A 21010-nucleotide genomic window follows, 5' to 3' on the forward strand; every position below is an offset into this window, starting at 1 on the left:
CAGTCAAATTATAAAGCTAGGGAGAGCTCATTTTATATCCATTTGTTACCGAATTCATGGAAGTTTGGTGACTTTTCTGAGATGGTGATGGATATGAGGCTGAGGTTGAACGCGGTGAGGTTACACCTGATTCATTTTTTTGTACTTCATTCCAAATGGCAACTGCCCCCCACAACAGGACAACTCCTATAATTAGGAGTGTTGTACGTTTGATTCGTTTTCTACCGTTCATGATAAGGGCTTCACCGTCCGTCTTGATTGGTTTCATACTCTCCCTCTATGGTAAATGATGTATAGTGTCTCATGCAAATGGAAACAATACGGAAAAACAAGAATAGAAGGGGATATTGGTGAATGTACTACAACTTTTGAAACATTTGAAAAGAAAGCTGCGTTGGAAACGTAGTTGGTTGACTTTAGGAATGTTCTTTGCCGTTGTTGTGGTTAGCTATATATTATATGCAACTGGAAGCCTTCTAAGTGCTGGTGATAGCCCAAGAGGAGTCGTTAGATCGACCTTTGCTGGACTTACACCGGTGGACGATCAACGTCTTCAAGAAGCGACGACAACGTTGAAAAGCATAACGAATAGCAGGGAGAGCTATTTGCTTAAGACTTATGTTTGTGGCGAGGAGCGCAGTCAGTTGGGCCTGCAGACCCCCCAAGAATTATTGAAAATGCAAATGAAGCACCCTAATTGGTTGCTGAGCATTGGTGCGAATGGAGAGGTCACTTTTACCGAAAGTATCGATGATTTATCGCCGGCATGCAAGGAAAAAGCGGTATTCGGCATCGACGGAAGCAGCAATTTGTCCCTTTTTAATGGAACACCAGCCAAGGATAATGTGATTCGAACATTTTTTCAATTGAACATTAAGCATTTAGAAAGCAGTCTTCCACGCGAAACGGTGGAGCAGCTCCATGAAGGGATCCGAGTCACTGATTTGGAGGAGTATAATAGCGTATTATCAACTTTCAGTGATTATGCCATGCCGCCACAAGAGACTGAACGGGCAATGACAAGACCTTAATTAAGGTGATAGTAGGATGAAGAGGTAGATCGGGAGATTCCTGAGTCTATCTCTTTTTTTTGTTATCTGCTATAATGAAATGACTACATATGTTCGCTTTTTTAAAGATGGGAGAGAATTGCAGTGCGTATTCTGGGTATTGATCCGGGGATCGCGATAGTTGGTTTTGGCTTTATTGATAAGATCGGAAGTAAGCTCATTCCTGTGCAGTATGGTTCAATTCAAACCGAAGCACACACGGATCCTGGGATCAGGCTGAAAGATGTCTATGATGCTACGACGCAATTAATAGAGAAGTATAAACCGGACGCGATGTCGATAGAGAAATTGTTCTTTAATCGGAATGTAACGACGGCATTTACAGTAGGACAAGCGCGGGGTGTCATGATTCTTGCGGGTGTTCAGGCTGGGTTGTCGATAGCTGAATATACTCCGCTTCAAGTTAAACAATCCGTTGTTGGCTACGGGAAGGCTGAGAAACACCAAGTACAGGAAATGGTCAAAATATTACTAAAACTGTCCCAAGTGCCTAAGCCTGATGATGTAGCCGATGCGCTTGCTATTGCTATTTGCCATGCCCATTCTTCTGCTTTGCAATCTAGGATAAATGAGGTCAGGAAAAGATGATAGATTTCTTAAGAGGGAAAGTTGCTGCACGCGAGAGCGACTATGCGGTGCTGGATGTAAATGGCGTAGGTTATCGTGTGTTTTGTCCGAATCCCTATGCGCTGCCGCATAAGGAAGATGAAGCTGTCACGATGTTCATTCATTATCATGTACGTGAAGATGCTCATTTGCTATTCGGCTTTATGTCACGGGATGAGCAGTCCTTGTTTCGTTTATTGCTCGATGTGTCGGGAATTGGGCCAAAGGTTGCGCTGGGCATTCTTGCTGCGGGCGGAAGACCAGAGGCTGTTATTCTAGCAATTAGCCAGGAGAATCTAGCGTTCTTGACAAAGCTCCCAGGCATCGGAAAGAAAACAGCACAGCGGATTATCTTGGATCTGAAAGACAAATTGGGTTCGGTGAGCTTCTCAAGTCCGGAAGCTGCGGTAGCTTTAAGCGTGGTTGGATCGGCGCAGCTGAGCGATGGCGGTCATGCCTGGAGCGAAGCGAAGGAAGCGTTGATGACGCTTGGCTACACGGAAGCTGAAGCTGATCGTGCTTGGTTGCAAGTGAAGCCCAAAGCGAATCCGTCTGATTCTGTTGATGTGTTGATGAAGCTTGCGCTGCAAGCTTTGTATACGATGTAGTTGAATAGGATTGGGTATGACTTAGCCAATGCTTACGAAGTCAGTTTTGCTAAAGCAAAACTCTTAGGAGGATCAACATGGACAATGACCGGATTATATCGGCTAATTTAATGATGGAGGACAACACGATTGAGTACAGCCTACGTCCTCGTTATTTGGCCGAATATATCGGCCAGAAGCAGGCGAAGGAGAACCTCAAGATCTATATTGAAGCTGCCAAGATGCGTAAGGAAGCGCTTGATCATGTGCTGCTGTATGGGCCGCCTGGCCTTGGCAAAACGACGCTGTCGAACATCATCGCCAACGAGCTTGGCGTGAATATAAGAACGACCTCCGGCCCTGCGATCGAGCGGCCGGGGGATTTAGCTGCCATCCTGACGAATTTGCAGGAGGGCGATGTGCTTTTCATCGACGAAATTCACCGCCTCCACCGTACGGTGGAAGAGGTGCTTTATCCGGCGATGGAGGACTTTGCCCTTGATATTATCATCGGCAAGGGGCCGAGTGCACGCTCGGTGCGTCTAGACTTGCCGGCGTTTACCTTGATCGGCGCGACGACACGCGTCGGATTGCTTTCTGCGCCGCTGCGCGACCGTTTTGGGGTCGTCAGTCGGCTGGAGTTTTATACGGTGGAGGAGCTCACCTACATCGTCAGCCGAACGGCCGACATCCTACAGGTCGGCATCGTCGGTGAAGCTGCGCGCGAGATCGGCATGCGCTCGCGGGGAACGCCGCGAATCGCGAACCGCTTGCTGAAGCGGGTGCGCGACTTCGCGCAAGTGAAGGGCGATGGCATTATCACGCTGGACATCGCCAAAGAGGCACTCAAGCTCATACAGGTCGATGACCTTGGGCTTGATGAGATTGATCATAAGATGCTGCGCGCCATCATTCAAAACTTCCAGGGCGGCCCAGTTGGGCTCGAAACGATTGCCGCAACTATTGGCGAAGAGAGTCAGACGATCGAAGACGTCTACGAGCCTTATTTGCTGCAAATTGGATTCTTGCAGCGTACCCCTAGAGGCCGGATGGTAACGCCTCAGGCCTATCATCATTTAGGGTTACCGGTGCCGGAACAACGGTAATTCGTGATCTTTTGCCGCTGCTGAAAGGCGGGCAAAAGATTTTTTTTGTTTCAAGTCAAGTTGTGCGGCGCTAGAGAGTGTTTATTTCCGTCAAGCTTACTGAGCAAGAAAGTTTCTTAGTTTTAGTCGAGCTTAGCGATACAAGAAAGTTTCTTTGCCTCAGTCGAGCTTAGCTTGTACAAGAAAGCTTGTTGAACTTTCTCCAAATTGAAGGTGTAAGTGAGGGAATCTCTGGCTCGAGCACAATTTATAGCGATGTTGTACTTTCTGCAACAATTTAGGGCTTTAAATGGTTTTACTAAGCGATTGTTGTACTAAGTACAACAGTTTAAGGCCACATCTGCCCATTTGGTCTTCAGCAGTGGAAATTGTTGTATTTTTTACAACATTAGGAGGAGTATGGGGGGAATTCGAACGAATTGTTGCACTTTCTCAACAATCGAGGTCCTGAAGTTTCTTTATGAAATTGCCCCTAAAGTACAACTTCTAAGAGCCAGCCTCAGCTTCAACAAGCAATTTACTAGAGAAATTATTGTTAATTTTGCAATGTTACATGTGAAGCAGCAATGAATCGACGATGTTTTTGCCTATGTAAAATTCTATCAACCAAAACTTCTTCCAATTTCTAGAGTCTAATTTAGTAGAATGCTGCAAAAGAAAGGAAATTGTGTCGAATGAATTGGAGAAATAAGCTGCTTACCCCTAAGAGAATAGCTTTAATAACGACGGCTGCTTTGACCTTTGGAACATTCTCTTCGCTGGTGCCCCATGCAAATGCAGAGGGGATCAAACATTTGGATCAGATTCGTGTTGCACTTTTGATAGATTCAACCAAATATAAGAAAGTAGAACCTGTAGTTACCCTTACTGCATCTGGCGGTCTGGATATTGCTGTACGTAATTCAGCCGGTACTGCTGCTAAACCGTGGGCGTCGATTCCGGATGCTTCAATTCGAATATCGATTGATCAGTATAGTGTAATTATGCTCGAAACGATAGACTACATAGCAGCCAAAGCCTTATATGCTAAATTAGCTGTGATGCCAGAAGATAGCTATGTGTTAAGTAGAGTGAAACAAGGCAGAACCGTGTACCAAGTTTATTACGGCAGCTTCGCCTCTAAGGAAGAAGCCGAGGGTGCTGCGGCGCAAGCGCTCAAAGATACAACCGTTTCGGCATTAACGAAATCAGCTCCTCCTGTATTTAAAGGTCCACTGCATTGGAGTGCGGGTACGTATGCGGATGAGGCGGCTGCTTTGCAGCAGTTGCTTGTATTTAACCAAGCGGGACTCGATGCAGATATTGCGCTGCAAGAAGATGCGGCAGGTAAACTAACCTATAGCGTATGGGTAGGTAATGAAGCTACTACAGGACAGTTAGAAGCAGTAAAACAGGCTGCGTTACGCGCAGCTCCCAACTTGCTTTTACAAACCGTGAATACGAAATCATCCTATTTAATACGCAGATCGGATGTAACGGCTTCCTCGAATGGCTCCGCTTCTGTATCTCATTATGCCGCGGCAGCAGGTGATCAAAAAACGGTTATCCATCCTAAGAGTCAGGGAATTGCAATCAAGGAGCGGGCTAACCTCAGTTACCGTGGAGACATGGAGATAAGTACATATCATGGTAAGTTAGCTTTAGTGAATGAAGTGCCGATGGAGCAATATTTATATGCTGTCGTAGGCTCTGAGCTTAGTTCTGGTTGGCCAACAGAGGCGTTGAAGGCACAAGCTGTAGCTGCCCGTACTTTTGCAATCAAACAGGGGAATAAGTATGAGATAGCACAAGTTACGGATACAACGTTAGATCAGGTTTACTATGGGATACAAAGGGAATTTACTGCGGGAATACAAGCTGTTGATGCAACGAAAGACGAAGTATTATCAGATAAAAATGGACTGATTTCACCTGTATTTTCTTCGAATTCAGGCGGGATGACTGCGGATCCCTCTGAAGTATGGGGGAATCCATTAACATATTTGCGTAGTGTACCAAGTCCAGATGATGGTGCAGAAAAAGGGAAGGCCATCTGGTATCGCATTCAGTTAACCGATGGTCGAACGGGCTACGTACACAGCATGTACCTCAAAGACAGTGGTCAGAAGGGCAAAGAGGGCGCTTCTTACTACGAGGCCACGGAACAAGGTGTAAATGTCCGTACGGCACCTTATGTAGATAATGCAGCTAATCCTTCGATCGCTCAGCTTTCCAATAAAGAGAAAGTATTAGTGTTGGGCCAAGAAAAAGAATCGAATGCCTATTCTTGGATTAGAGGTCCTTACACTGGTAATGAGATTAAAAGTAAATTAGCGGCAGCCAATGTAAATGTAAGCGGAGATCTGCAATCACTTGAAATATCGAAGCGAGGACCTTCAGGGAGGGTAACCGAACTTAAAGCGAATGGAGTTGTGGTGAAGGTGCCTTATCCCGATGCCTTACGTTCGGCACTTGGGGGATTACCCAGCACCCGGTTTGAAATTGTACAAGCAGGAAGTTATACTGGTAATACCCCAGATCCTATTGGCCTAGCGATTGCTGGTGCAGGAAGTAGTGAGACAAGTAGTGCTGGCTCTGATTCGGTCTATGTGCTGTCTGGTGGTCAATCACAGCCTACAGCTTTGAAGATAACCGATTTAACGGCTTTAGGCACAGCAGGACAGTCGAAACCGACGTCTCCGTCAGTAACCCCTGTGATCCCTCCTAATCCACAAACGTCAGGTCAAGGCAATCAGTTCATTTTCCGTGGAACAGGCTTTGGACACGGACTTGGCATGTCTCAATGGGGTGCAAGAGGTTATGCCGAATTAGGCTACGATTATAAGAAAATACTTCAGTCTTATTATGCTGGAGTCAACATAACTAAGGAATGAATACATAATATGGATGTACAAGCTTTCGATTTTGAGCTACCTGAATCATTGATTGCCCAGACGCCGCTGCTTGATCGCACGGCGTCTAGACTTCTTACACTGAACAAACAATCAGGTGAGATAAGTCACCGGACTTTTGAACAGCTTATTGATTATGTAGAAGCCGGGGATTTGCTCGTGATGAATGACACACGAGTCATTCCAGCACGGCTTTTTGGTGCGAAGAAAGACACCGGCGCCAAAGTGGAGATTTTGCTCCTGAAGCCCCTTGGCGAGGATCGCTGGGAAGCCTTGGTAAAGCCTGGAAAACGCATGCAATTAGGGGCTGTGGCGGTTTTCGGCGTGAACGCCAACTCAACCAATGGAGAAAAACCCTTGTTAACGGCGGAAGTTGTGGAAGTTGGAGATATGGGTGGTCGAGTGCTCCAATTTAGTTATACAGGCATTTTCAATGAGATTCTAGATCGATTGGGCGAAATGCCGCTTCCTCCTTATATTAAGGAGCAGTTGTCCGAGCGAGAACGCTATCAAACGGTATACGCAAAGCATGAAGGCTCAGCTGCCGCACCAACGGCAGGGCTGCACTTTACCGAAGCCTACTTGGATAAACTTCAAGCTAAGGGTGTTCGTCTTGCATTTGTCACCTTGCATGTCGGGCTCGGGACTTTCCGTCCTGTATCTGTGGACACCATTGAAGAACACCAAATGCATGAGGAGTATTATATGCTGTCAGCAGAAACGGCAGCACTAATTAACGAAACCAAAATGAATGGTAAGCGTGTGATTGCCGTAGGGACTACATCCGCGCGCACGTTAGAAACGGCAGCTGGCTTAAGCCGTAAGCAAGCAGGTAATGAGACTGATGAACAATTAGTTATTCAACCTTCACAGGGCTGGACTTCAATTTTTATTTATCCGGGATATACGTTCGGTGTGGTGGATGCTTTGTTAACCAATTTCCACTTACCTAAGTCAACCCTGCTTATGCTCATTAGCGCAATGGCTGGGCGAACGAAAGTGTTGCAAGCTTATGAAGAAGCTGTTCGAGAGCAATATCGCTTTTTTAGTTTTGGAGATGCTATGTTAATTTACTAAGATCAGTAGTCAGAAAGACGCTTAGAATAGGAAGTGGATGTATTGGCAGCAGCAGTTACGTACGAACCAATCAAAACATGTAAACAATCCGGAGCACGTCTTGGACGTGTTCACACCCCTCACGGAGTCATTGAAACGCCAGCCTTCATGCCAGTTGGCACACAGGCAACGGTAAAAACGATGAGCCCTGAGGAATTGAAGACAATGGATGCTCATATTATTTTAAGTAATACTTATCATCTCTTTATCAGACCGGGTCATGATATTGTGAAAGCTGCTGGCGGTTTGCACAAATTCATGAATTGGGACCGACCTATTTTGACAGACAGCGGCGGGTTTCAAGTATTCAGTCTTAGTAACATGCGTAAGATTACGGAAGAAGGCGTACAGTTTAAGTCCCACTTGAACGGGGACAAGCTGTTTCTTTCCCCAGAGAAAGCCATGGAGATTCAGAATGCACTTGGTTCTGATATTATGATGGCTTTTGATGAATGTCCGCCTTTTCCGGCAGAGTATGAATATGTGAAGAAATCACTTGAGCGTACGACGCGGTGGGCCGAGCGATGTCTGCAAAGTCATAGCAGACCGAATGATCAAGGATTGTTCGCCATCATTCAAGGCGGCATGCATGAAGATCTTCGGAGGTTGAGTGCTGAGCAGTTGACTTCCATGGATTTCCCGGGGTATGCTATTGGTGGACTGAGTGTTGGAGAGCCTAAGCATTTAATGTATGAAGTGCTGGATTACACAACACCTCTTATGCCTGCGAATAAACCTCGCTATTTGATGGGTGTAGGTTCGCCAGATGCTTTAATTGAAGGCTCTATCCGCGGTATCGATATGTTCGATTGCGTACTACCAACAAGGATAGCTAGGAATGGGACATGTATGACTAGCGAAGGCCGTCTTGTTATTCGTAATGCTAAGCATGCGACCGACTTTGGTCCGCTGGATCCTAAATGTTCGTGCTATACCTGCAAGAACTATAGCAGAGCTTATATTCGCCACTTGATTAAAGCGGACGAAACGTTCGGGATTCGCTTAACAACGATTCATAACCTTCACTTTCTACTACAGCTCATGCGTGATGTAAGAGGAGCCATTCAGGAAGATCGATTGCTTGATTTCCGCGATGAATTCTTTGCTGCATATGGGCTGAATGATAATGAAAGAGGATTTTAAGAAAGGAGGATACCTATGTTATTATCAGCAGACGCTGCAGCGAATACTGGTGCAGTTGGGTATTTGTATACATACGGGCCTTTAGTGCTCATGTTTGTCGTTCTTTACTTCTTACTTATTCGTCCACAACAAAAAAGACAGAAAACACGCAGTCAAATGCTTGGTGGATTGAAAAAAGGGGATAAGGTCGTTACGATTGGTGGGTTACACGGAACGATTATGGAAATCACCGATGACATTTGTGTACTTCGTGTTAATGATGCTACGAAAATGACGTTTGACCGTTCCGCCGTTAATGCTGTTTCCAAAACAACAGCAAAAGAATAAAATAAAAAAGCGAGATCCTTCAATCAGGTTCTCGCTTTTTATTTGGTTTTCTACAAGGATATAAAGTTATTATAGTTCATTATTCTTTAGCCGTTTCAGCAGAGCTTGCTCGCCAAGAACGAGACGGCCATCGGAAATGCGTAATCCCACTCTGGCTGCTACGACACCAAGCACAACACCTGCACACATGTCTGATAACCAGTGGATACCCAGATAAAAGATCGTGAAGATGATGAAGGCCGAAGAGCAGGGCACGAATATTTTCCAAAACGTACTGCGGCTTTTCACTGCGATTACAGCCATCGAAACCGAGATCGATGTATGTAAGCTTGGAAAACAATTATCAAGTCCAGAAAGTGGCCGATAATCTTGCTCAAAGGTTGGGAACACATCTAGTATCAGAAGCTTAACATTAGGATGAAACGACCAAACTTCGTTAACTGGGAAAAACAGATAGAATGGAATGGCGATCATATAGTTAAACATGAGTGCGTAACAAATGGCGTAAAAGAGTCTATAATTTTTCTGGTACGTATAAAGTGCAATCGATGTTATCATTACAGCAGGAAAAACGACCACATAAAAATAACTGATAACTAAAGTCAATGTATCATTATGGAAAAAGTGCTGAATGGCTGAAACAAAGTTGCCTTCAATGCCGTAGATCGACTTGGTAAAATCGGTTTTGATATCGATCCCTTTTTCAACCCACATCTCGACTTTATTAAAAAATAGGATCGTAATCAGTGCCACAAAGTGAAGGAGATACTTACGAGAAGTAAATATTTCTTGAACAAAACTTCCAGCAATGTTAAATGGACTTTTACGGGTTGCAGCGATCAGAAAAATTAAAACAGTAATTACTATATAGACCGTTGCATGTGTCATAGAATGAAAAGGGCTCATGGTGTTTTCCCCCTAATATTGGAAATTATTTGCGGCAATAACTATGATATTATACCACAATCTAAGGGGGAAAGTGATATCTTCACGGAAACGTCTTATTTTTGCGTGTTAACGCCGAGTATTCCGCCCAATGCTCCTGACACGAAAAGAATGCTAAGCAATTGAAGGGATTGAAGATTCAAACCTGCATCGAAAGCAAGAAATCCAACCAAAAAAATGAGGATAAAATAGACAAACCCAACAATACCCCCGTGATACCAGCCGCGGTTTCCAGCTCTTTTGCCTGAAACCCAGCCTCCAATAAATAGAGAAACTGCATGGATAATCGTAGTTAACATATGCAGAGAGCTTTCTTGTGTGATGGTTAAAAGAAGAAATAATGACGTCACTATTGTTCCAATTGTCATCATACATAATGAATAAACAAGTCCGGAAAATAAAGGAGACGTTATTCGAACCTGACTGACCGTTTTCATAGGGTTCACAGGCCACCAATCCTTTCGTATATTCGTTCGTTTCATTAACATCATTGTATGGCCAAGCACATAGAATTAGTACAGACTGTTCAAAGGGAAGGGGATAATTATGACGGAATTTTCTCAAGGTCCAGCTTTATGGCAAGCTATCGTTGCCTTGATCATTTTTGCCGCGGCTTATGTGTGTATCTTGATTGAGAAATGGGATCGGATGTATACAGCATTAGGTGGAGCCCTTCTGATGATAATGTTGGGGATTGTTCCTCTTGGCAAGGCAGTTACAAGTTACGCGAACTGGCATGTTCTTTTACTTATCACAAGCTTATTTGTTATTTCTGGTATTTTCCAGAAAGCAGGAATTATCGATTATACGGCAAGTCATATCCTACGAAAGTTTCGATTAAAGCCTATTTCGGTTCTACTTAGTTTGTCAGTCCTTTCAGCGATAATATCAGCGCTTTTGGGCGGTTTGCTAGCTATAGTTGTACTAGTACCCATCTTGCTGAAGACGACGAAAATGATGAAATTATCTGCAGTTCCTTTTCTGATTAGCATTCTCTTATCCGTGAATATAGGCGGAGCTGCAACGCTCATGGGGAATTTGCCTAACCGAATGATTGGAGCTGCAGAAAACATATCAAATGGGGAGATGCTAATAAAGCTTGGGCCTCTTGTAATCATCTTGCTAGCCATCGTATATCTCGTGATATGGTTAATTTACGGGAAGAAAATGATTGTAGCAGAATCGTATAAAAGAGAGCTGCTTACTTTACAACCCGCATCCTATTTAGCTTCAGATCGAGTATTTCTTACAGGGAGCTGTTTAATCACCGGACTTACATTGTTGGCATTGTTGCTTCAAGGCGTTCTAGGGTGGAATGCCTCGTATATTGCTGCATGTGGGGCAGTGACCTTATTGGCATTAAACTACAAAGAACTAATCCAACTTTTTAAACGAAGAGACTATCTTTCCATATGGCAAGGCTTGAGAGAAACACAATTGCTATTTTTCTTTGGATTATTCATCATGATCGGTGGTTTAACGTATGCCGGAATTACCGGATTTATTGCAGTGAGAGGTTTAGAAATCAGTCAAGGAAACATCCCTTTCTTATCCATTCTTCTATTGTGGCTTACTGGCTTTGGCTCTGCCATGATGGATTACATTCCTTACACTGCTGCCATGATTCCAGTCGTAGAGCGCATGGGGAGTATGCTGCCAAGTGCAGCCGGTATCTCATCCGTTTCTTCATTATGGTGGTCGTTAATCGTTGGAACTGCCATTGGCAGCGGGGTAACTCTTCTAAGTTCTATGACTAGCATGTATGCGGCCGCTCTTTCTGATCAGGAGGGGGGAGGGCTAACTCAGCGTGGATATATGATCGTGGCCGCTCCGATTTCCCTGCTTTTATTCATAACAGCTACAATTTATTTCAAGTTATTTCTGTAGGAATTGCCAACAATTGAATACGTAAATTCTGCATGATGAAGTGCATGAGCGGTCAGAATACCATTGAACTCCGAGAAGCAAGAGCTTAGATCAGGGGAGGCTAACAATGGATATTCTGACCATTTTTTTACGTACCGTGCTGATCTACTTTGTCGTTTTTCTCATGTTAAGGATCATGGGGAAACGTGAAATTGGTAAACTTTCGCTGTTTGATCTTGTGATCTCGATTATGATTGCAGAAATTGCGGTCTTTGTTCTTGAGGATTCCAACAAACCACTCATGGATGGGCTTGTCCCGATGGCAACGCTGGTACTCATCCAAATCATCATTGCGTTTATTACGCTAAAAAGTAGAACCGTTCGAATTCTGTTTGACGGAAAACCGAGTGTCTTGATCCACAAGGGAATGATTGACCGAGAGGAAATGAAGAAGCATCGATATAATTTAGATGATCTGATGCTGCAGCTAAGACAAAATAAGATTATGAATGTAGCAGACGTGGAGTTCGCAGTGTTAGAACCTTCGGGGAAATTAAGTGTAGTCGAGAGAGAAGTAAAAGAGACAGCCGATGTGAATGATGGAGTGAAGGGCACGATTCGCTATGAAGGACTTCCGCTGCCTCTCATTATGGATGGTAAAGTGCAGGACGAGAATTTGGAGAAAATAGGAAAAACCAGATTTTGGTTGAAAAATCAACTCCAAGTTAAAGGAGCCCGTGATTTTAAAGAAGTGTTTTATTGCTCTATTGATCATAGAGGGCGAATGTTTTTGGATCGTAAAAGATAAGCTGCTCATCAGCGTATGATTTTTTTGCCCATGTTCATAAGCCGGGTTATATCTTTTAAGCTAATCAGACGAAATACAGTGATGAACAATAAATATACAATAAATCCTATTAGAAAAGAGGTTGCAAAACGAAGCCAATCGGTTGAAGTCCAAGACGTATACATGACGAAATAGCTGCAAAGCCCGGAAAGCGCCATAGCCGCCCCGATTTTACCGAAGTCACTGCCTTCCATGCGGAATTTCAACAAGCGTACAACACTATTCCAATGCAGAAGCGTTACCAAGACGATGTTCACATTGATGGCGAAAACAGCTCCGTGAATACCCATTTCAGGTTTGCTGGCTAGCCAATATATGAGAATAAGCTTAACAGATGAGCCAATCAACGTGTTGATTAAAGCGGCTCCTGGCTTGTTCAAAGCCTGCAAGGCGGACTGTAACGGAGCTTGAAAATAAATAAATATGGCGATAGGAGCCATCATTTTCAGCATGACCCCTACATCAGGTTGATTGTACATGTATGTACAGATTGGTTCAGCAAGAACGAACATAAGGACAGCAAATGGAGCGCCGGTTACTAAAGCCAACTTCAAGGATTGATGCAGCCGCATGTGAATGGTTTTGATATCTTTGCGGGCGGCTGCTTCGCTTAAGGAGGGAACGAGCGAGACCGACAATGACATCGTAAGTGCGCTAGGCAGAAGTATAATGGGGATAATCATCCCTTGTAAGGCGCCGTATTGGGCTGTTGCCAATGAAGTTGAAATACCCGCTATCGCTAGACTTTGTGCAATGAGAATGGATTCGAACAGGTAGGAGCTTGCCCCAATCAATTTACTTCCTGTTATAGGGATAGAAATTCGCATGATTCTACGAAAATTAGAAAGTCGGCCATTCGTTTTATTCGTGCCAATTTGCGCGATAGGAGCTTTAGGAGATGTTTTCTTGTCGAACTTAAAATGGATGGCTAAGACAACTAGGCCGCCAATTTCCCCCGCTAGGACCCCCATCATGGCACCAGCTGCTGCATATTCGATCCCATAAGGGATCATTACATACGAACAAACGAGAACCATGACAATACGGATGAGTGTCTCCATAATTTGAGAAGTAGCGGTAGGAATCATATTCTGTCTTCCCTGGAAATAGCCGCGATAGACAGCGGAGATACCGATGATCGGGATCATTGGACTCATACACAGGAATGTGTAGTAAACTCGTGAGTCAGTTAATAAATGAGATGTAATCCACGAAGCTCCTACGACACAAGCGCTCGTAAATACGATACTGAGACAGATCGTAATAGCTAATGAAATTTTTAGAATGCTGCGGATTCTCGTTTCGTTGTGTTCAGCCTCTGCTTCTGCTATCAACTTGGCAATCGCGACAGGTATCCCGCCTGTTATAATGGTTAAGATGACGGACAAGAATGGCCAACCCATATGATAAATACCGATACCTTCAGCACCGATGACACGCGGTAAAGTAATCCTAGGTATAAAGCCAAGAATACGGTTCAAAATGCCTGCGGCTAACAGGATCATCGTGCCTCTAATAAACGACTGCTTAGTCACTGCCATTCCCTCTTCCGATACGTGTCATATTCTATGACTATGCGAGGGTTGGCCAAGCTCATGCTAACATTTTGTGGACAGGTCACAGTTTGGCAGGAAAATGGTGGATGAACATCGAATTATTCTAATGAGTAAAGGTAAATCACACCTTAGGAGGTTCTCCCAATGAACGGAGAAGATAACGATCAAGTACCTCATCATCCTGAGGACAAGAAGAATGAACAGGTAGAGGCTAGCGAGACAGCATCCATTGACTCTGAGGAAGAAGGGGTTTCCCTTACCGATCTGGAACTTAATGAGGTTATCGAAAGCTTATGTTTAAGCAAAGTTGAAGAATTTATTATGCTTGGCTACGAACACGTGAGTGGTAAAGATATATGGGATTGCGTTAGCGACAAATACCGCAAAACGGGTGTCCCTTCGCTTCATCAAATCGTAAATGACATTTTGTCGCTTAAATCAACGGCGTTCATGAACTGGATGACGATTAGCATGTATAGAGGAGCCCAATTCTAAGAATGGGCTTATTTTTACGTGAAACGACTTAAATTGACTCGATTTTCAGACCTGAGTATAATAGGCATATTGAGTATGGAAGGGAGACAAGCAAGAGATGGTGGATTGGAAAAGAATATCGTTCTTTTTTCTAACGGTTGTTATTGTTCTCGGAGCGATCGGAGCAACAAGCCCTAGTCTTGTAGAACGAATTAAGCTTGGATTGGATTTAAAAGGCGGGTTTGAAATTTTGTACACCGCAGAGCCTTTGGCAGCTGGTGCACCATTGACGAAGGAAACGCTTACGCAAGCAGCAGAGAGTCTTGCGAAACGAGCTGACAAACTTGGTGTAGCCGAACCTGAGGTTTATCCGGAAGGATCGGATCGCATTCGTGTACGTCTTGCGGGTGTGAAAAATGAAGAAGAAGTTAGAGGCTTAATGTCTAAGCCTTCCGTTCTTACCTTTAGAGGTCCGGATGGAACGGTTTATATGAACGGAACGGATTTCGTGGAAAATGCGGCTAAATTAAGCTACGATCCGAATACGAAGCAACCGATTGTCGAAATCAAGATGAAAAGCAGAGAGAAATTTAAAGAAGTAACGACCAAGCTTACTGGCAGTACATTATCCATTTATTTGGATGATGAAGTGAAGTCGACAGCATCTGTTAATTTTCCCATTGACAGTGATTCGGCGATTATTACACAAACGAGTGTAACAGAAGCAACGAATGTAGCCAAGATGATTAACTTGGGTGCGATGCCATTGAAATTAACAGAGAAATATATTCAGCGTGTGGATGCCACTTTAGGTAGTGCATCGCTGCACCAAACGGCTAGAGCTGGTTTGATTGCTTCGATCTTAATCTTCATCTTCATGGTACTGTATTACCGTGCACCGGGCCTTGTGGCTGCCTTTACGCTGATTACTTATGTATGGGTACTATTGGCAATATTCGACTTTATGAATGCAACATTAACGCTGCCAGGTATTGCGGCCCTCGTCTTGGGAGCAGGTATGGCGGTCGATGCGAACATTATTACTTATGAAAGAATCCGTGAGGAAATACGTGCCGGCAAGAGCATTCTTTCATCTTTGAAATCAGGTTCGAAACACTCTTTCCGTACAATTATGGATGCTAACGTAACGAATTTGATTGCTGGTATCGTTCTGTACTACGTCGGAAACGGCGCAATTCGCGGATTCGCGGTTATTACGATGATGAGTATTATTATCAGTATCTTAACGAACGTATTGTTCTCCAGATGGCTGCTGCATCTTATCATACGGGGCAACTTGCTGAAAAAGCCAAGTTATTTCGGTGTGAAGGAGGCAGACATTCGTGGACTCTAAGAAAAAGTTTGATTTTGTAAGAAACCGCAATAAATTTTTTGTCGTTTCAATTGCTCTACTTGTTATTGGACTAGCCGTTATGCTGTTCTCTGGCATGAACTTCGGTGTTGATTTTAAAGCAGGGACCAATATTGATCTTGTCGTTGGCAAACAATTAGACAAGGTCAAGGTTGAAGAGATCTTGCATACTCTTACAACGAATGGCGATTTAAAATCGAACTTTGCGGATCCAACAATCGGCGGTAATAATAGTGACCGTGTCTCCATTCGATTCGATGATGTTCTGAATGATGATACAGTAAATAAGATCCAAAAAGCGTTCGCAACCGCTTATGGTACTGAGGTTTCCAAAGAAATCAACACAGTTGATCCACAATTAGCGAAGGAATTGTTGCTTAAAGCGGTATATGCCGTTGCCATTTCCAGCGTGTTGATTTGTTTGTATGTAAGTATTCGTTTCGAATGGCGCTTTGCCGTAGCAGCGATTATTGCCATACTACATGATGCTTTCATGGTTATCGCTATGTTTGCGATTTTCCGCTTTGAAGTGAACTTACCGTTCCTAGCGGCAGTTTTGACCACGATCGGTTATTCCATCAATGATAAAATCGTTATTTTTGACCGTATTCGTGAAAATCTGCGATTTGCAAAACTCAAAACGGACGAAGATCTCGTTGCATTGGTCAACGATAGTATCTGGCAAACGATGGCGCGTAATATCAATACTGTATTAGTGGTATTGTTAGCCGCAGGGTGTTTGTATATTTTCGGTAGTGAGTCCATTAAACTTTTCGCACTTGCGAAATTAATCGGTTTAACAAGTGGAGCTTATTCGTCTATTTTCATTGCATGTTCACTCTGGTATTTATTGAAAAGAAAATCTTTGCGTAGTTCTAAAAAGAAAGCTGCAGCGTAATAACCATAATAACCGGCCGCGTGAATGTTGCGCGGCCTTTGTATCCGTTCAGGGGGAGTGTCCACGTGAATGACGAGCGTTTTCAAAAGACAGAACTCACTGTCTGGGTAGGTATTGCTGGCAATATTGCTCTTGCCTGTCTCAATGTTATTATTGGGTTTATGTCGCAGAGTAAAGCACTTCTCGCTGACGCGGTACATTCAGCATCTGAGGCAGTAAGTTCATCTTCAGCATTAATTAAACAAAGAACCGAAGAAGGGGCGCCTCAAGAAGCTTACCCCAATCGTCATGATAAGAAGATATCTATCACATCTATTTTAATGTCGATTGTTATTCTAGTCTTAGGTGTTGAACTGGGAATCTCTACCATCAAATCCATATGGGTTGACGTCGAGCATGCTCCTAAGGTGTACGCTCTGGTTGCAATTGGGATTTCGCTCTTGGTGAAAGAGATTATGTTTCAATATACATACAGGAAAGGCAAGCGTTTAGGATCTCAGGAATTAATTGCTAATAGCTGGGGACATCGTTCCGATATATACTCTTCTATTGTAGCTCTTATTGGTGTGCTAGGTGCTTTAATAGGCAATTACCTAAACATATCTTTTCTTTATTATTTGGATTCACTTGCGGGATTATTTATATCTCTAATGGTACTGAAGATGGGGTATTCGTTACTTAAGGAAGCTTTACATACGAAAATGGATTATGTTCTGCTGCAGGAAGATGCCGCTGAATTGATTGCTGCCGTACAGATGATAAAAGGTGTAATAACCGTCGATGACTTGCAGGCAAGGGAACATGGCCATTATGTCGTTGTCGATATCAAAATAAGCGTGAATCCAAGGGTATCTGTATGGGAAGGTCATGAAGTCTCCAAAAAGATCAAACAGCAGTTGATGAAACGATTCCATCATGTTTCCGATGTTTTTGTTCAAGTAAACCCCTATGATGCAGGATATCCTTACAAAAATAATACGGATACCGAGTTAAATGAATTTCCATCCGTTATTCACTAAATATGCGCAAAAACTATGCTTACGAAGAAAGTTTTCCATACGGAAAACTCTAAGACTATGCTTACGTAGAAAGTTTTGCACAGCAAAACTCTAAGGAGGACACCCCGAGTGCTAGCACCGAAGGCAAGATGGAGCATAGGAAATGCGGATGAAATGCTCGTTGAATCATTTGTACGCGAGCTGCAGATAGACCCGCTCGTTGCCAGGATGCTTGTTCTTCGAGATATACGCACCGTGCCAGATGCTGAACAATTCTTGCATGGCGGAGTCCACTATTATTTTGACCCGTATCTGCTTGACGGGATGCTCCCAGCTGTAGAACGCATCCGAAAAGCTATTCAGAATGATGAATTAATACGTGTATATGGTGATTACGATGCAGATGGTGTAAGCAGCACCTCATTGATGGCCCATTTGTTAAAAGGCCTAGGCGCTCGTTTCGATACGTATATCCCTCATCGCATTCGAGAAGGCTATGGGCTGAATCGCTCTGCGATTGAATTAGCCAAAGAACAAGGCGTCATGCTATTAATCACCGTTGACACAGGCATTAGTGCCGTTCAAGAGATAGCCTATTGTCAGGAATTAGGCCTAGATGTTATCGTAACGGATCATCATGAGCCTCCTGAGATACTGCCTCAAGCTTTAGCCGTCATAAATCCGAAGAAGCCAGGTTGCCCATACCCTTATAAGCATCTTGCAGGCGTTGGCGTTGCTTTTAAGTTGGCCCATGCAATACTTGATCGATTGCCTGAAGAACTGCTGGAGTTTGCAGCGCTAGGTACGGTTGCTGATTTAATGCCTCTCACGGGGGAGAATCGTTTAATCGTAAAGCAGGGGCTGCTGCGAATGCAGGATTCTACTTATGCAGGATTTCGTTCACTCATTGGTGTATCCGGTATTGAAAATAAGGAAGTGACGGCATCTCATATTGGTTTCTCGCTAGCACCGAGAATTAATGCAAGCGGCCGATTAGAAGCTGCAGATATAGCCGTGAAGCTGCTCACAACATTGGATGAGAAAGAAGCGGAGCAAATTGCCTTTGAACTGGATATGCTGAATAAAGAACGTCAGCTTATTGTAGAAGACATGGTGAAAGAAGCTTTTGTTCTAGCCGAACAGCAGCAAGCCCAAGGTTTAGATAAAGTGATAGTTGTTGCTAAGGAACAATGGAACGTCGGTGTTGTCGGTATTGTTGCATCCAAGATTGTAGAGAAATTTTACCGTCCGACCTTAGTGCTAAGCATAGATCCACAGACGGGTATGGCCAAAGGTTCTGCTCGCTCGATTGCTGGCTTTGATTTACACAAAGCTTTGACGGCTTGTGATGAGATGCTCGACCACTACGGTGGCCATCAAGCGGCTGCAGGTATGAGTTTGAATAGCAGTCATTTGGAAGCATTCACTCATAAGCTGAACGAACTTGCTGCTGCACTAACGGAACAGGATTTCATTCCACTTCTGAAAGCCGATGCGGCGTGCAGCTTGGCAGATGTTCCGATTGCAAGTATTGAGCAATTAGAGAAGCTTGCGCCCTTCGGTATGGGTAATCCTTCACCGAGGTTCTTGTTCACCGATTTATCGCTCGGCGATATCCGGACGATGGGCAAGGAGAAACAGCATCTTAAGCTAGCCCTGTCCCAAATGAAGGAAGAAGTAAGCTGCTCCGTGGAAGCTGTCGGCTTCGGCAAAGGGAGTTTGGCTGGTCTAATCGCACCTGCCGCTAAGGTAGATGTACTAGGAGAGCTTTCAATCAACGAGTGGAACGGCGTGCGGAAGCCGCAAATCATGATGCAGGATCTTCGAATAACGCATATGCAGCTGTTTGATTGGCGTGGAGCAGGACAATTGAGCACAAAGCTTAGCGTACTTCAGAGCACGATTGCTGCGGGGAATGGTAATCGCACACTCACTCCAGCTATCGTTCTGTTTGACGAAGCAGACGCAGCCTTGTTCACTTCAACAGCGTTTCAGTTAGGTGGATCAGTGCCTTACTGGGTTGTTCAAGATAGTGAACAATTACGGCCGGGTAACGAATCAGCCAAGCAATTGGAATTTGCTAACATGCAGGATATTATTTTGTACACGATCCCACGCAGCGTTGCTAGTTTGCAAAGTGTGCTTCATCAGGCCAGTGGAATGATGCGCTGTTATCCAGTATTTGCAGAGCTAGGGCCTGACAGCGGCAGTACCCTGCCATCCCGAGAAATGTTTAAAATGCTGTATGGCACTTTGCAAAAAGAAGGATCGCTGAATGTTCAGGATGTACGATTAATGACCTCGTTTAGTAAACGATCGGGTCTTTCTCCTGCAATGATTCAATTTATTTTATCCGTTTTTGAGGAGCTTGGATTTGTTGAAAAACAAGGCGGCTTCGTTAAACTGCATGCGTCACCGGCAAAGAGAGATCTAACAGCATCCCGCTTGTATCAACATAGATTGCATCGCCAGGAAGTTGAATCCATTGTCATGTACTCCTCAGCCAAAGAGCTGGAGGAATGGATTGCCGATCAAATAAAAAAAGAAAATCACATTTTGGAGGAAATTATATGAATTTCAAAGAACACATTCGCGTTATCCCGGACTTTCCACAACCAGGCATTCGTTTCAAGGACATCACAACGTTATTGCAAAACGGACCTGTTTATAGAGAAGCTATCGATCAAATGAAAGCATTAATTAAAGATAAACAAATCGATGTTATTGCGGGTCCCGAAGCACGTGGCTTCGTCATTGGCGCTCCGCTCGCTTATTCACTTGGAGTAGGCTTTATTCCAATTCGTAAAAGTGGCAAATTGCCTGGAGAGACGATTGAGGCTGACTATGCTCTTGAATATGGCAAGGATAAATTAGCCATGCATAAGGATGCTATTAAACCAGGTCAAAAGGTACTGATTGCAGATGATTTACTTGCAACAGGTGGAACGATTCAAACATCGATCGACCTGATTAACCAGCTTGGCGGAGAAGTTGTAGGGGCTGCGTTCTTGATCGAGTTATCCTACTTAGACGGTAGAAGTAAGTTTAATGGGATTGACGTGGTTTCCTTAGTTCAATATTAAAATTAAAAGCCCAGAATCGAATGTTAGTGTTCGATTCTTTTTTATACAATTAAAGCTAACAATTCATAAATACTTCAGTGAATTGGGAGAAAATGCTGCTTTTTGTCGAATGCATGGTGCGAACA

The 21010-nt window shown here is 43.9% G+C and carries 19 protein-coding genes; 16 read left to right on the top strand and 3 right to left on the bottom strand.

Annotation, left to right across the window (positions count from 1 at the left end; all coding sequences use genetic code 11):
- Nucleotides 1–350: 350 nt before the first annotated feature.
- The 8 genes from GC102_RS40445 (at nt 351) to yajC (ending at nt 8846) form a co-directional block, all read left to right on the top strand.
- Nucleotides 351–1031 carry a BofC C-terminal domain-containing protein gene (locus GC102_RS40445; protein WP_171693757.1) on the top strand — a complete coding sequence of 227 codons (681 nt, stop codon included), beginning with the start codon at nt 351–353 and terminating at the stop codon, nt 1029–1031.
- 123 nt (nt 1032–1154) lie between these two features.
- Nucleotides 1155–1658, top strand: coding sequence for a crossover junction endodeoxyribonuclease RuvC (ruvC, locus tag GC102_RS36035; RefSeq protein ID WP_057306137.1), 504 nt, complete (start codon nt 1155–1157; stop codon nt 1656–1658).
- Nucleotides 1655–2284: a Holliday junction branch migration protein RuvA gene (gene ruvA / locus GC102_RS36040; protein WP_171644754.1), complete on the top strand. Its 630-nt coding sequence runs from the start codon at nt 1655–1657 to the stop codon at nt 2282–2284. The genes ruvC and ruvA overlap by 4 nt, the downstream gene beginning before the upstream one ends.
- Before the next feature lie 77 nt (nt 2285–2361).
- Nucleotides 2362–3369 (top strand): Holliday junction branch migration DNA helicase RuvB, encoded by a 1008-nt coding sequence (gene ruvB / locus GC102_RS36045; RefSeq protein ID WP_171644752.1) that lies wholly within the window; start codon nt 2362–2364, stop codon nt 3367–3369.
- A gap of 674 nt (nt 3370–4043) precedes the next feature.
- Nucleotides 4044–6242: a SpoIID/LytB domain-containing protein gene (locus tag GC102_RS36050; protein ID WP_171693758.1), complete on the top strand. Its 2199-nt coding sequence runs from the start codon at nt 4044–4046 to the stop codon at nt 6240–6242.
- 9 nt (nt 6243–6251) lie between these two features.
- Nucleotides 6252–7337 (top strand): tRNA preQ1(34) S-adenosylmethionine ribosyltransferase-isomerase QueA, encoded by a 1086-nt coding sequence (queA, locus tag GC102_RS36055; RefSeq protein WP_171693759.1) that lies wholly within the window; start codon nt 6252–6254, stop codon nt 7335–7337.
- 42 nt (nt 7338–7379) lie between these two features.
- A complete protein-coding gene (tgt, locus tag GC102_RS36060) occupies nt 7380–8519 on the top strand; it encodes a tRNA guanosine(34) transglycosylase Tgt (RefSeq protein WP_171693760.1) in 1140 nt (379 codons plus the stop codon).
- A gap of 15 nt (nt 8520–8534) precedes the next feature.
- Entirely contained in the window at nt 8535–8846 is a 312-nt protein-coding gene (gene yajC, locus GC102_RS36065; protein WP_171693761.1) for a preprotein translocase subunit YajC, read from the top strand.
- 69 nt (nt 8847–8915) lie between these two features.
- Here yajC and GC102_RS36070 read toward each other — a convergent pair whose 3' ends face one another.
- On the bottom strand, nt 8916–9752 hold the full coding sequence (locus GC102_RS36070; protein WP_171693762.1) for a phosphatase PAP2 family protein: 837 nt from the start codon (nt 9750–9752) through the stop codon (nt 8916–8918).
- A gap of 95 nt (nt 9753–9847) precedes the next feature.
- Nucleotides 9848–10228, bottom strand: coding sequence for a TIGR04086 family membrane protein (locus GC102_RS36075; protein ID WP_246321323.1), 381 nt, complete (start codon nt 10226–10228; stop codon nt 9848–9850).
- 109 nt (nt 10229–10337) lie between these two features.
- On the opposite strand from GC102_RS36075, the gene GC102_RS36080 reads away from it, so the two are divergent.
- Together GC102_RS36080 and GC102_RS36085 are read left to right on the top strand one after the other, a co-directional pair.
- Nucleotides 10338–11678: an ArsB/NhaD family transporter gene (locus GC102_RS36080; protein ID WP_171693764.1), complete on the top strand. Its 1341-nt coding sequence runs from the start codon at nt 10338–10340 to the stop codon at nt 11676–11678.
- Nucleotides 11679–11784: 106 nt separating this feature from the next.
- Complete coding sequence (locus GC102_RS36085; protein WP_171693765.1) at nt 11785–12465, top strand: DUF421 domain-containing protein; 681 nt, start codon at nt 11785–11787, stop codon at nt 12463–12465.
- Between the two features lie 8 nt (nt 12466–12473).
- On the opposite strand, the gene spoVB is transcribed toward GC102_RS36085, so the two are convergent.
- Nucleotides 12474–14039: a stage V sporulation protein B gene (gene spoVB / locus GC102_RS36090; protein ID WP_171693766.1), complete on the bottom strand. Its 1566-nt coding sequence runs from the start codon at nt 14037–14039 to the stop codon at nt 12474–12476.
- 165 nt (nt 14040–14204) lie between these two features.
- Between spoVB and GC102_RS36095 the strand changes: the two genes are divergently transcribed.
- From GC102_RS36095 to GC102_RS36120, 6 genes are all read left to right on the top strand, one after another.
- Nucleotides 14205–14555: a post-transcriptional regulator gene (locus GC102_RS36095; protein WP_171693767.1), complete on the top strand. Its 351-nt coding sequence runs from the start codon at nt 14205–14207 to the stop codon at nt 14553–14555.
- A 97-nt stretch (nt 14556–14652) separates the two neighbouring features.
- Nucleotides 14653–15888, top strand: a complete 1236-nt coding sequence (gene secD, locus GC102_RS36100) for a protein translocase subunit SecD (RefSeq protein ID WP_216628285.1) — start codon at nt 14653–14655, stop codon at nt 15886–15888.
- Nucleotides 15878–16804, top strand: a complete 927-nt coding sequence (secF, locus tag GC102_RS36105; RefSeq protein WP_171693768.1) for a protein translocase subunit SecF — start codon at nt 15878–15880, stop codon at nt 16802–16804. Before secD ends, secF begins: the two co-directional genes overlap by 11 nt.
- 65 nt (nt 16805–16869) lie before the next feature.
- Nucleotides 16870–17823: a cation diffusion facilitator family transporter gene (locus GC102_RS36110; RefSeq protein ID WP_171693769.1), complete on the top strand. Its 954-nt coding sequence runs from the start codon at nt 16870–16872 to the stop codon at nt 17821–17823.
- Nucleotides 17824–17931: 108 nt separating this feature from the next.
- Entirely contained in the window at nt 17932–20376 is a 2445-nt protein-coding gene (gene recJ, locus GC102_RS36115; RefSeq protein WP_171693770.1) for a single-stranded-DNA-specific exonuclease RecJ, read from the top strand.
- Complete coding sequence (locus tag GC102_RS36120; RefSeq protein WP_171693771.1) at nt 20373–20885, top strand: adenine phosphoribosyltransferase; 513 nt, start codon at nt 20373–20375, stop codon at nt 20883–20885. The genes recJ and GC102_RS36120 overlap by 4 nt, the downstream gene beginning before the upstream one ends.
- Nucleotides 20886–21010 lie beyond the last annotated feature (125 nt).

The organism is Paenibacillus germinis (genome assembly GCF_013141785.1).
Taxonomy (GTDB): Bacteria; Bacillota; Bacilli; order Paenibacillales; family NBRC-103111; genus Paenibacillus_E; species Paenibacillus_E phytorum.